The organism is Fictibacillus sp. KU28468, from assembly GCF_026153615.1.
Classification (GTDB): Bacteria; Bacillota; Bacilli; order Bacillales; family Fictibacillaceae; genus Fictibacillus_C; species Fictibacillus_C marinisediminis.
Genome location: NZ_CP110666.1, coordinates 607,333 through 620,500, shown reverse-complemented (window position 1 = coordinate 620,500; position 13,168 = coordinate 607,333). Strand labels below are relative to the sequence as shown.

Sequence of the window (13,168 nt, the reverse complement as noted above, 5' to 3'; positions counted from 1 at the left end):
ATGAAAATGTGAAATTCATTTTCGAGGAGTGTCGCACCTTCCACTCCAATCAACTTGTCAACGAAGCTCTTTACAAAAATGTTCCCAAAGCAACAATCTTTTAGAAAAGAGCCTTAGTAAAAGGACTTAACGTTTAGCCAGTTTCAGGGAGACTACATCTTTGGTGTAATCAAGGTCAGCTTCTTCAAACACTTGCAGCGGGACAACTCCGTGCGCTGCATCTGTATGGCTAGTCAGTCGATTGCTCGCCGCAACCATTCGCTGGCGTTTGCGGATTGCTGCCATCCTGCTTTCAGCCAGGGCTTTCCGATGCTGCCGTATGTGATCAAACTCAAAGACCAGCTCACCTTTTTGAAAAGAAGCTTCCTCCATGAACTGAATGTTTCGTTCTCGAAAATCGAGGAACAGAACATCTCCTGTCTGGAGGTAAAGAATCCCGCCGTCTTCCTTCGCTTCAGGCGTCATGTGGCCGACAGCAGCTCCATATGTTACGCCTGAGTAGCGTCCATCACTGATGAGCGTCGCCAGCTTTTTCAGCTTCCTGCTGGCGTTAATATGCTGCATCGGAGTAAACATCTCCGGCATGCCGAAAGCCACAGGGCCTTGACCCGATACGACAACAGCGAGTTTTAAAATACTTTCTTCCACCAGGGCATCAAACAATGGGTCATAGGAAAGGTCTGCATAAGCTGAATAACGCTCTGGAGCGTTCTGCTTCAGAACCGCAATCAAGTTTTCATGGGAAAACAGCCGGTCCTTTTGGAGCTTTTCAATCAATTCATCATCAAGCAGACCTTGATTCGCATCCTCTTCATTTTCATAATAAAGAACAAAAGCTGCCTTTTTATCAAACTCATCGAGCTGCCGGGTGGTCATCCCGCTGATTTTCACGACGGCACTTTCGAAAAAATTCCCGGTCAGTACATCCACTCCGCTGTATGGGCGGCGCGGCTTAGAAAGGATGACAGGGTTCTGCGCAATCCTTTCGATCGGGCTCTTCCCTTCCTTCTCCAGCCGGTCGCGCCAGCTTGTTCCGGTTACAGTCGGCGCATCCACATCCATCGGAACTCCGTTCTGGAGCAGTTCATAAAACAGCGACTCCATTCCCCGGCTGTTGCCTGAGCAGCATTGCATCGCCAGGGCAAAAATATCCCTGCCCTGAGTAAGGCTGTAATCAAACAAATCGGGTACCGGCACTTCATGGTGGATCCTGTCCAGTTCATGAAGACTGAACGTGTAGCCGCCATACAGCATGCCCGCTACAATATGCATCATCAGGTTGGTAGATCCTCCTGAAGCACTGTGAATACGAACTGCGTTTTTGATATTTGCCGCCAAGATATTCGAAACACCAAAGGCCGGCTGATTGATCATCGCAGAAAGTGCATCCAATGCCGTATTAATCTGCTCCTGCGAAGGCGGATCGGTCAGAAGCTCCAGTTCTGGATGGACCAGACCCATCCCGGCTACTAAATGACGGGAGCTGTTTCCTGTTCCATTAAAGGCGCATACGCCGCCGAGCCCGTCACACGTATTGACCGCAAGGCGCTTTTCATAATCATCGTGGGCCGCCTGGGTTATGAACCCTCTTTCTTTCGCCCGCTGAAGCACTCCTTGAAAAGCAGTGTTGGATGAGCATTGAAGGATGTAGGCCATGGCATCCCGAAGATCAAAGGCAATATCCTCAGCCCCCCTTTCCTCTGCAGTTTTTGCCACTGATTCAAGCTCCTCAAATAAATCTGCAGGAATTGTTCCCCCCTGCAAGACATGAGCCGGTGCGAATGTCGCAAAAAAAGGAGCCTCTCCCCTGTAATTACGGATGCGGTCCAGATGAGCCAGGGCGCTTACAACCCCAAGCGGCTGTTTATCACAGCCCTGAATAACAAAGGCGCCATGATAGCTATGTGCCTCAATCTGATTCACTACCATTTCCGCCACCGCATTTCTGCTTTGAAGTGAATAGCTCATCCCCTGGTTGCTTTGAGCCGTTCCATCACACATGACGGGGGTTGAGAAATAGAAGGGAACACCGCCGTTCTGCCATATCCGCAAAGCTGCTCTGGAAGACGTCTGAAAGTCCATGATATGTGCCGGATGGTCTGAAGAACCTCCAATGATAGCTATCCTCGGCGCATTCTCATGAAGACGATTGTAGATCTCCTCCAGGGTCCAGTCCGGCGCTTCTCCTTCATAAGAGTGTCCGATGATCTGCTTTGACCGGTCCAGGAGGCCTGCAACACAGATCGGCTCATTGGCCTTTCCCTGAACATTGTCACGATAAGGGTTATATGTATTGTGAATGTAAGGATATTTCATTTTATTTCACCGCCTCTTTTTTCTTTTACCACTCAGCCACACTGCCGTCTGCATTTCTCCATACCGGGTTTCTCCATTCATGACCCCGTTCAGCAGCCTCTTTCACACTCTCCTCACATACTTCAATTCCAAGACCAGGACCCTCAGGGATCTCGACAAAGCCATCGTCGTACTTAAATACAGAGGGATCAACAAGATAATCCAATAAATCACTGCCCGCGTTGTAATGAATGCCCAGGCTCTGTTCCTGAATGATTGCGTTAGGAGTACATGCATCCAGCTGTAATGAAGAAGCCAATGCAATAGGTCCAAGCGGACAATGCGGGGCAACAGAAACGTCATAAGCTTCAGCCATGGCAGCTATTTTTTTACATTCCAGTATACCGCCTGCATGTGAAAGGTCAGGCTGAATAATGTCGACATACCCGTCTGTCAGCAGCTGCTTGAACCCCCATCTTGTATACTGCCTCTCTCCTGTTGCGATAGGAACGGTGGTATATCTGGCAATTTCTCTTAACGCTTCATTGTTTTCAGGCAGCACTGGCTCTTCAATAAACATCGGGCGGTAGGGTTCCAGTTCTTTGGCAAGAATCTTAGCCATAGACTTGTGGACTCTTCCATGAAAATCGATTCCGATGCCAAAATCCTTTCCTACCGCATCACGAACGGCCCCTATCCGGTTTATGGCTTCTTCAACCTTTGAAAAAGAATCAATATAATCCATTTCTTCTGTTGCATTCATTTTTACAGCGGTAAAGCCCTGCTCTGATTTTATTTTTGCTTCAGCCGCTACATCACTTGGCCTGTCTCCGCCGATCCATGAATACACTCTAATCTTTTCACGGGCTTTGCCGCCCAGCATTTCGTAAACAGGAAGGTTATATAATTTCCCCTTGATGTCCCATAAGGCCTGTTCAATCCCAGAGATCGCACTCATAAAGACTGGTCCGCCCCGGTAGAAGCCCCCACGGTACATGACCTGCCAATGATCCTCTATACGGCGAGGATCCTTACCCAAAAAATAAAACTTGAGTTCATTAACACATGCTTCCACTGTATTCGCTTTTCCCTCAACGATGGGTTCTCCCCAGCCCGAAATACCTTCGTCTGTTTCAATTTTTAAAAACAGCCAGCGGGGTGCGACTTTATACAGCTGAAATCCTGTAATCCTTGTCATATGACCTCCTTCTTTGGCACTGCTCTATTTTCACAGCAGCAGCAAGGCTATTATTGTGCCTACGCTGCTGTATAGAAAGGCAAAGCCAATGTTCCAGAATGTAATGCGATAGGGATTCTGATTTAACAAACTTCCGGTTAAGGAAACGGTAATGTTATATGGCCCTGCCATAACGGTAGACAGCCCAGATGTAATAAGGACGATCGCAAAGCTCAAAGGGTTAACCTGTCCTAACAAAGGCTGAATGACTTCACCCAGAATGCTGATAGTCACGAGGGGATGAAATCCAATCATGGCGAGCCCCAGAAAAATGATCTGAATCATAACGAACATATAAAAGGGCATATGCTGCACGGAAGCAAAAGGCTGCTGCAGATAGTCCAGAAAAGGCGTTTCTTTCAAGGTGCTAATTAAAAAACCGGCCGCCAAAAACAGAACGATGTAATTTTGCTGCGACCCGGCCCTGCGCCGCCATTCTCTTAAACTATAAGATGCATATGATTTAGCCCTCTTAATCAGCAGCGCCCAGATGATGGAATAGGGAAGGATCACGAGAGCGACGGACATGAGAAAATTCACGCCCAGCCATCTCTTGGCCAAAATGACCGCTGCAATAAATACGCTCAGATACAGAAGAAGGACAGCTACCTTTTTGACGGTTCTGGCATCCAGCGGCACGTCCTCAGCCGCTGCAGACTGCTCCACCCGGAACTTTCGATACCGCAAGCCGATCAGCCAGTCAACGAATAAGAGAATCGTAGAAAACAAGAAAAGCCACGGCAGCAAGTGAACATAGTCAGAGTGTGTGATATCCACACTGATCGCAACCAGGATTTCCATCGGGCTCCATGCCAGGCAAAGGGCATATCCCCTGAGCATCGCCCGGCTGATGAAAAGGTCTCTGACATGGTGTTCTACCTTTTGAAGATTGCGCCGCAGCACCGATTCTACGAGCGGGATGGTCGCTATATTTAAAAAAGAGCCGAGCAGAAAACTGGCAAGAGAGCTTCTGTAATAGAGCTGCCCAAGATGGCCTACGCGCCGCTTGAGCAGTTTATTGACACTCTTATCGTACCGCCCGACGATAATAATACTGTTGATAAAAGGAAGAACATAAAAGATAACGAGCAGGACCACCGTTGAATTCATGTAATGCGGAAGCTCAAGGAGCGGCTTCTGCAAATAGAGATACAGAGAGAAGCCGATCACCATGAAAACCGTTCCAGTGATTTTGTATAAGCCTGACGCCTTGGGAAAGGAAAGAATGAGAGAAAACAGGGCAAGAATACCCGTCACTTCATCAAGCATGACGCTGTCCAAAAACAGATTCACTGTATAGGAAAAAACCATCATGCTGTAAACAGCGAGTAATATCACCCTTTTTCGCCAGCTATATTCATTGCCGCCGGTTCAGACAGCACTTCTATTTCCTTTTGTCCCGCCGCTTCCTCCATCAGGCTTTCCGAGATCCAGATATGCTCTAATTCAAGCGTATTTTTAATGCGGACGACCCTGGCTTTTGTAAGATCATACGCATTGCAGGTTTTAATGGCAGCTTTGATCGCCATTTCCTCACTTTCGAGAACCATCGGCACTTTGATGACGTTGATCACCGTACTCGTTAAGGCATTGGCATACCCTTTTTCCCAATGGATACTGTCAACCAATGCTCTTGTCGTCATGTCCGCCATGCCTATCCCGTTTGCGTTTCCATGCGTCTTCTCTGTCAGGCCGAGTACGGCGATCCTGGACACTTTAGGTCCGCCAAAAGCATACGGGGTAGCATATCTTCCAGTAATGTTTGGATCCATTCCGTCACCCGAAATGTCTTTTCCGATCTCGTCGACGATCAGCACATCGATCGGATCAAACATGATCTTTGGCATAAGCTGCTTGGCTTCGAGCAAGAGTCCGGGCTCCGTCTGTTCGAGTTCTTCGGCTGGAACCGCCACGATTTTGGCTGGACGGTCATAGGCATTTTCAATCGTTCCAAGCCCAAAAATGACAGGAACCTTGGAGAGGACGATCTTGGCCATCTCAGGAACATGCTCGGCCATGTGTTTAAAACTGTAGGCATGGGCGGCTTCTGCTCCTTTTTGCTTTCCAAGGCCGATCGTGATCATCTTCATCAGTCCGCTTTCAACAGGACCGCGAAACGCAGTATGAGGCTTGATCCGGTTAATGACGATGACCTTATCTGCTTCATAGGCATGTTTATCGGTATACACCGGAAGTCCGTTTGGCAGAGTGCCGGTCTGCACGACTTCCATGCTCGACAGAATAGGTGCACCTGTTGACGCTTCCGTTACACCAAGCTGTTCGAGAACCTCCTGCTGCCCTTCAGCGGTCGCTCCACCATGGCTTCCCATGGCAGGAACAATGAATGGAGAGCCTCCAACGGATTCGACCGCCGCTGCTGTCTCCCTGACAAGGATGGGAAGGTCAGCAACTCCCCGGCTTCCTACCGCAATGGCTACCCGGTCTCCCGGAGATATTCTCGATAAAAGGCCGGTATCCTTAAGGGTTTTCCGAACCTCCTTTGCTGTGTCTTCCAGCACAGGGGCATGGAAGACCTGCTTTACTTTCATCATCTTTGGCAAGGGTATGTCATGAAGAAGCTGTGATATGATTTCCATCCATCTTCCTCCTCAATTGGTGCTTCTCTTTATTGGTTTCTTACTTTGTCTACTTCATCCATCATTTGTTTGACCAGGTCTTCACCAAACTTCTTGGCGTATTTATCGGTGACCGGCTTAATGATTTCTTTCATCTTTTCTTTTTCAGCATCAGATACTTCATTGACCTTCATGCCTGCTTTTTCAAGATCTTTCAACGCTTTTTCATTTTCTTTACGGTTTAAGTCGCGCTGATATTTACCGGCTTCCACCGCAGAATCCTTCATGATCTTCTGTTCTTCTTTAGACAGCCCGTCCCAGAATTTTTTGCTGACGAGAAAAACAAACGGTGTGTAGACGTGCTTTGTCATGCTTAAGTAAGACTGAACTTCATCGTATTTGCTTGATTTAATGGTTGCGAGCGGGTTTTCCTGGCCATCTACCGTTTTACCTTCCAAGGCCGTAAACACTTCTGAAAAAGCCATTGGTGAAGGATTGGCACCCAGCTGTTTAAAGGCATCCAGGTGAACCTCGTTTTGCATCGTTCTGATTTTCAGCCCTTTAAAGTCTGCCGCGGTTTTCACCGGATGTTTACTGTTCGTCAGGTTACGGAAGCCATTCTCCCAGTATCCGAGTCCAACCAGACCGTGTTCAGGCAGTTTTTTCAAAAGCTCCTGCCCCACTTTTCCATCAAGGACGGCATAAGCCTCTTTCTCGGTATTAAATACGAAAGGAAAATCAAAAATACCGTATTCCTTGATCATTCCAACAAGTGGAGACGTAGAAGGAACCGTAACCTCCTGAAGCCCGCCCTGCAATGCTTCTGTCATCTTCTGATCATCACCGAGAGTGGCACTGAAGAAGTTTTGGACTTTCATTTTCCCTCCGCTCTTCTTCTCCACAAGCTCTTTGAACTTAATCATTCCTTGTCCTTCTGGATGATCTTCATTTAAACCGATTCCTGCTTTAATCGTCCGCTGATGAATTCCGCTCTTCCCCGAACCCGAAGCTGTTCCTCCCGATTTGGAAGCACCGCAGCCCCCTAGAACCAACATTCCCGGAATGACAATCCCTATCGCCAACTTTTTCACCCATTTTTTCATTTTCTTTCCCCCTTGAATAATTTGGCTAACTCATCACATAACGGTTTTCAGGCTGACTGGACTTAAGCTGCGATTGCTCTTTGACTTGAACATTGACAAGATATTTCGGTAATTCCTTGCAGATCAGCACATCCACTGCTCCGAGCGCAGCTTTTGTTCTCATCTCCTTCGCCGCTTCCTCGGAATACCAGGCGACATGCGGTGTTAAAATCACATTCTCCATGGAGAGGAACGGGTGGCTGACGGAAATCGGTTCATCCTCAATCACGTCCAGAGCCGCCCCGCCGATTTTTCCTGATTCCAATGCATCAATTAAGTCTTGTTCATCCACAACCGGGCCCCTTGAAGTGTTGATCAGAAGGGCGGTGCTTTTCATCACAGAGAACAGTGAGGCATTGATCATTCCTCTTGTTCCCTCAGTCAATGGAGCATGCACGGAGATGACGTCTGATATCCGGCATAGTTCCTCAAGGCTTGCGAGCTGTACGCCTTTTTTCTCAGCTTCTTCCCCAGGATAATACGGATCATAAGCCACCACCTTAAACCCTAGAGGCTTGACCTTTTCCGCGAGGCTTTGGGGGATTTTTCCGAATCCCACAAGTCCAAGCACCTGCCCGCGCAGCCGGTGGATCGGCTGGGTGACTTTAAAATCCCACAGCCCCTTCTTCACGTTTTGGTTGGCGACTACGACTTTACGTTTCGCAGAAAGCAGAAGGGCCAGCGCGTGGTCAGCCACTTCATCCATGCAATAATCCGGCACATTGGCGACACAGATTCCCTTCGCTGTTGCCGCTTCCAGGTCAATCGTGTTGACGCCCACTCCATAACGGGTGATGACTTTGCATTTTTCGAGCTTCTCAATAACGGCTTTGCTGAGAGGCGCGTACTGATTAATCAATGCGTCCGCATCCCAACAGGCCTCAATAACCTCTTCCTCTGTACGGCACTGAGCCGCAATCAATTCTATTTCGGGATATTGATGAAAAACGGCTTCTTCAAACCGCAGATCATCATATTCCCAGTCTGTTACCACAACTTTAAACTTGCTCATCTCTTTCACTCCTTATTTATCAGGTAAACCATCCAAGCGGAACCATGACAATGGACGGGAAGAATATCAGCAGAATCAGCACGACCACTTCCACCAGGAGAAACGGCCATATTCCTTTCATAATGTCTTCCATACTGATCTTGCTGATTCCGCATACTACGTTCAATACTGTACCCACCGGAGGAGTCAGAAGACCGATGGCGTTATTGATAATAAACAGGACTCCGAAATAAACCGGGTCAATTCCCGCTTGCTGAATAACAGGCATTAAAACAGGGGTAAGGATAAGAATCGTTGGTGTCATATCCATAGCCGTTCCGATCAGAATGACCAAAAGGTTAATCATGAGCAGAATGAGCAGCGGATGACCCATAAGCGGCTCGAGCAATCCAATGACTTGAGCAGGCAGATTGGCTACCGTAATTAACCAGGAAGAGACTAAAGCAGCAGCTACAAGAAACATGACAACACTCGTCATCTTGGCCGCCCTTACCAAGATGGTAAAGAGCTCAGACACCTTCAGTTCGCGGTAGATCACCAATCCGACGAACAGCGCATAAACTGCCGCAACTACCGCCGCTTCAGTCGGTGTGAAGATTCCTCCGCGCAGGCCGCCGATAATAATGACCGGCAATAAAAGAGCCCAGAATCCTTTTCTGACAGAAATCATAATCTCTTTCATGGATTTACGAGGCTGAACCTGGACCTTATCTTTGTGGGCAACAATACCCCATGTGACACAGAGCCCTACTGCCAGCATCACGCCAGGTACAATCCCAGCCATGAAAAGTTTAGTGATGGAGACACCGCTCGTGACCCCGAATATGATAAAGCCAATACTCGGCGGGATAATCGGAGCAATAATTCCCCCAGAAGCAATTAGACCGCTCGAACGGTTAATATCGTAGCCGCTCTTCACCATCATCGGGATCAAGATGGCTCCCAGTGCAGCGGTATCAGCTACAGCGGAGCCAGACAGACTTGCAAACAAGACACTCGCAATGATGGCTACATAACCAAGGCCGCCTCTGATATGTCCGACCATGGACATGGCCATCTGGACGATACGCTGAGAGAGGCCGCCGGCATTCATGGCTTCACCAGCCAGCATAAAAAACGGGATGGCCATCAATGGAAAATTGTCTGCTCCGTTGATTAAATTTTGCGCAATGATCTGACTGTCGAAGATACCGAGAAAGAACATAAGAGCAACCCCGCTTAACAGCAGAGCAAACGCTATAGGCATACCAAGTGCCATCGTTCCAAGGAGAGACCCTATAAACACTCCAATCATGCTTGTTTTTCCTCCTTTCCTAAATCGCTTTCCTGATAATCTACCAATTCTTCTGAATCACTGATCAAGATCAAATCTTCATCTTTTATCTTGTTGAATAGAACTTTATACAGATTGTTGAAAAGTATTAGCCCCATGGCTAAACTGACTAAAATCCCCGTTCCATAAACGAACGATAGCGGCAGGCCTGTAGCAGGTGCTTTACTGTCCATATTGATAACGGTCATCTTCCAGCTTCCTTCCATCACCAGAAAGAGTACAAACAGCATAAGCAGATCACTGACCACAAGGACAGCTTTCTTTGCTCCCCTGGGCAGCCGCCTGACCAGCATGTCCACCCCAAGGTGCTCCTTGCTTTTAAAGGCACCAATAGCTCCCAGAAATGTAAGCCAGACAAATAAGTAACGCGACATCTCCTCTGACCATGTAATTCCTGAGTTGAAAAGGTAGCGCAGAACCACGTTTCCAAATACAAGAATGACCATTAACCCCAGTGCTGCGGCCATAAAAATATTCAGCAGTTTTTCCAAGAACCTTGAGACCTTCTCCATCTTTTTCTCCCGCCTTTCATCCCGATTTACCGCCTGTATTATTGTTCAGCTTTTATCCTTTTAACGAGATCCTCGGCCCAGTCATACTGCTTGTAGAATTCGTCGTACATAGGCTTTGCTGAATCTTCCATTTTCTTCTCAAATGCGGCATCAGGCGTTGTAAATTTCACCTTTTTCCCTGACAGGAACTTTTTATCAGCATCATAGCTTTTTTCCATCAGATCAAATTCATAATCTGCAGCGGTTTTGGATGCTTTTTCAATGATTTTTTGCTGTTTCTTGGACAGCCCGTTGAAAAATTTGCTGTTGATGATGTAAATATTCGGACTGAACATGTGCTTGGATTCAAGTACATTGCTTTGAACCTCATACCAGCCGGACGCCCGCAAAGTAGCTACCGGGTTATCCTGGCCATCCACCACTTTTTGTTCGAGAGCCGAAAACACTTCAGAAATCGGCATTGGTGTTACATTCATTCCCAGCAGCTTCCCAAGCTTGATATAGTTAGGGATGTTTGGCATTCTCATCCTCAATCCCTTAAGGTCATCCATGCCTTGAAGCGTCCTGTTACTGGAGAACATCCTGAACCCGTTCGCGCTCCATGCCAGCGGCTTCACTCCATGCTTCTTTTCCAGGTCCTCCGTAAGCTCCTTGCCGATTGGTCCGTTCAGAACCTTTTTGACATGCTCATAATCCTTAAACAGGAACGGCCACTCAGGCACCGCCATCTTCTCAATGTCCGATTGCATGATCAGACCGGGTATCCCCATTTCAATCGTGCCGTTTCGCACCCCGTCATAAAATTCCTTTTCAGCACCAAGCGTGCTGTTGTCGTAGATCTGAACCTTCAGCGTACCTCCCGATTCCTTTTCTACCATCGGCTTGAACTTTTCTCTCAGCGCTACGTTCTGAGGATGGTCTTTAGCAAAATAGTTGGCTATTTTGATCGTCTTTGTCTTTTCTCCCGAGGAGGAAGACGAAGACTGGCTGCCGCAGCCTGTTAATAATACGGATGACAATAAAGCCGTACCCATTAAAATCCCTAAACTTTTTTTCAATTTCATCGAGTCCACCCTTTCTTTTCGTTTAGTTTTGAAAGCGGTAACATTCTTGCCGAAAAAATTTTGTATGTAAAGATGGAGAAACCGATTTTGTTTTACATTATAAAACTCTGTTCTTGTTATTAGCCGTAGAAAAGACATTGCTCCCTTAATGAATGTGCGTTGGACGTTCTTCTCTGGGTGCAATGCCTTAGTTGTTTTATAATATAAAACTCTGTTCTTTATTTTCATTTCTGTAAATATCATAGTACATGGTGTCAAAGCATGTCAATTCGTTTTTTAATTTTTCTGAAAACTAATGATAATCTATTTTTAGTAAGGGGGGTGATAGCCGGCGATGATAAGAGCGGTTCAATCACACCTCACTAGAAAACAACAACATTGACTAACAGAGACTAACAGAGCTTTTAGTTTAAAAGTAAGTCTCAGCCACAATCAAGCAAACTGAAACTCAAATAAAATAGCACGAAGCACGTTCGGATGTTCGAAGTCTTTCCGGCCGGCGCCATAGCCGATCCTATCGATCGCAAGCGCTGGCATGTAGCCATAATCATCCGCCAATGCCTTTAGAAAGCCAGCCCCAGTAGGTGTCGTTAATTCACCTCTTACATGGAAATCTTCAAGAGGAACCCCTCTCAGGATTTCCGCAGTGGCAGGAGCTGGAATCGGATAGAGACCGTGAGCCATCTTCACTTTTCCGTGGCCTGTTGGTACCGGTGAAGCTGTTATTCTATCAATCTCAAGACTTTCAAGGGCAAGGCACACGCCAATAATATCAATAATAGAGTCCATCGCACCGACTTCATGAAAATGAACCTCTCTCGGATCCATCCCATGAATCTTTCCTTCTGCCTCGGCGATCACTTCAAAGACCCTTCTGCTCCTGTCTTTTACACGTAAAGGCAGATCACTCGTTTCAATCATCTCTAAAATGGTGGATGCCTTGCGATGTTCATGGTCATGATGATGGTGATTATGTACGTGATGATGGGAATGGTGGTGCTCATGATGAGAGTGGGCATGTTGGTGGGAATGGCCCTCTTCTTCATGTTCATGATCGTGTTCATGGTGATGGTCTGTGTCAGCTTGTGCCCCTACAGCCGCCAATTCAGCTTCCGCAAACTGAAGGTCCAGCAGGTTGGAGGATATGCCCCGCTTATTGACCCGCTTGACCGCCATAGAAAACGGATCGATCGGCAAGCACTTTAGATGCCCGGTAATATAAGCAAGATCTGCCCCCAGGTCAATGAGCGCAGACAAGGTCATATCACCCGAAATGCCATACTGGCAATCAAGATAGAGCTGTTTCATGATGAACCCCCTCTGTGGCAAGTTTAAGAATCAGCGCAGCTTGGTAGGCAGCCCCGAATCCGTTATCGATATTGACGACACTCATCCCTGAAGCGCAGGAAGTCAGCATGGCGAGGAGCGGTGTCAGTCCTTGCAGATGAGCGCCATAGCCGACAGAAGTCGGAACAGCAATGACAGGCCGCTGGACCATACCTCCTACAACACTGGGCAACGCTCCTTCCATGCCCGCCACGACAATCAGCACACTGGCCTTTTTAATTTCCTCGCGATAAGCGAGCAGACGGTCAATACCTGCGACTCCGACATCATACAGGCGGTTCACCTTGCAGCCCATCCAGTCCGCCGTGACTGCGGCTTCTTCAGCAACAGGAAGATCCGATGTTCCGGCGCATAGCACCATCACATCACCGCCGTATTTTTCCCTCGGTGAGCCGTAGAGCAAAATACGTGAGACCGCGTGATAACGTGCGTCAGGGTAGGCTTTCGTCAAGCTCTCTGCTTTTTCTTCTGAAAGCCTCGTCACCATCACCTTGCCATGGGTCTCAATGAGCGGTTCCATGATCAGGCGGATCTGCTCCGCCGTCTTTCCTTCTCCATAGATCACTTCCGGATAGCCTGTTCGCGTCTCCCGATCCAGATCCACTTTACTGAAGCCTAAATCTTCAAACTTTTTCATCCCATTCGCCTCT

11 protein-coding genes are annotated in these 13,168 nt (G+C 47.6%); all 11 read right to left on the bottom strand.

The window, feature by feature from the left end:
* Nucleotides 1–126: 126 nt before the first annotated feature.
* The gene (locus OKX00_RS03140; RefSeq protein WP_265409383.1) at nucleotides 127–2,316 is read right to left on the bottom strand and encodes a dihydroxy-acid dehydratase domain-containing protein; all 2,190 of its coding nucleotides are present in this window, start codon (nucleotides 2,314–2,316) and stop codon (nucleotides 127–129) included.
* 25 nt (nucleotides 2,317–2,341) lie between these two features.
* Nucleotides 2,342–3,493, bottom strand: a complete 1,152-nt coding sequence (dgoD, locus tag OKX00_RS03135; RefSeq protein ID WP_091002594.1) for a galactonate dehydratase — start codon at nucleotides 3,491–3,493, stop codon at nucleotides 2,342–2,344.
* A 30-nt stretch (nucleotides 3,494–3,523) separates the two neighbouring features.
* The gene (locus OKX00_RS03130; protein ID WP_265409382.1) at nucleotides 3,524–4,870 is read right to left on the bottom strand and encodes a hypothetical protein; all 1,347 of its coding nucleotides are present in this window, start codon (nucleotides 4,868–4,870) and stop codon (nucleotides 3,524–3,526) included.
* Nucleotides 4,867–6,129, bottom strand: a complete 1,263-nt coding sequence (locus OKX00_RS03125) for a nickel pincer cofactor-dependent isomerase, group 22 (RefSeq protein WP_265409381.1) — start codon at nucleotides 6,127–6,129, stop codon at nucleotides 4,867–4,869. The genes OKX00_RS03130 and OKX00_RS03125 overlap by 4 nt, the downstream gene beginning before the upstream one ends.
* 29 nt (nucleotides 6,130–6,158) lie before the next feature.
* Nucleotides 6,159–7,211 (bottom strand): TRAP transporter substrate-binding protein, encoded by a 1,053-nt coding sequence (locus OKX00_RS03120; protein WP_062237486.1) that lies wholly within the window; start codon nucleotides 7,209–7,211, stop codon nucleotides 6,159–6,161.
* A gap of 25 nt (nucleotides 7,212–7,236) precedes the next feature.
* The gene (locus tag OKX00_RS03115) at nucleotides 7,237–8,262 is read right to left on the bottom strand and encodes a C-terminal binding protein (RefSeq protein WP_265409380.1); all 1,026 of its coding nucleotides are present in this window, start codon (nucleotides 8,260–8,262) and stop codon (nucleotides 7,237–7,239) included.
* A gap of 19 nt (nucleotides 8,263–8,281) precedes the next feature.
* Entirely contained in the window at nucleotides 8,282–9,556 is a 1,275-nt protein-coding gene (locus OKX00_RS03110; RefSeq protein ID WP_265409379.1) for a TRAP transporter large permease subunit, read from the bottom strand.
* Nucleotides 9,553–10,107 carry a TRAP transporter small permease gene (locus OKX00_RS03105; RefSeq protein ID WP_265409378.1) on the bottom strand — a complete coding sequence of 185 codons (555 nt, stop codon included), beginning with the start codon at nucleotides 10,105–10,107 and terminating at the stop codon, nucleotides 9,553–9,555. Before OKX00_RS03105 ends, OKX00_RS03110 begins: the two co-directional genes overlap by 4 nt.
* A 38-nt stretch (nucleotides 10,108–10,145) precedes the next feature.
* A complete protein-coding gene (locus OKX00_RS03100; RefSeq protein WP_265409377.1) occupies nucleotides 10,146–11,171 on the bottom strand; it encodes a TRAP transporter substrate-binding protein in 1,026 nt (341 codons plus the stop codon).
* A gap of 432 nt (nucleotides 11,172–11,603) precedes the next feature.
* A complete protein-coding gene (locus tag OKX00_RS03095) occupies nucleotides 11,604–12,479 on the bottom strand; it encodes a nickel pincer cofactor biosynthesis protein LarC (RefSeq protein ID WP_265409376.1) in 876 nt (291 codons plus the stop codon).
* Nucleotides 12,460–13,155, bottom strand: a complete 696-nt coding sequence (gene larB / locus OKX00_RS03090) for a nickel pincer cofactor biosynthesis protein LarB (protein ID WP_053356806.1) — start codon at nucleotides 13,153–13,155, stop codon at nucleotides 12,460–12,462. Before larB ends, OKX00_RS03095 begins: the two co-directional genes overlap by 20 nt.
* Nucleotides 13,156–13,168 lie beyond the last annotated feature (13 nt).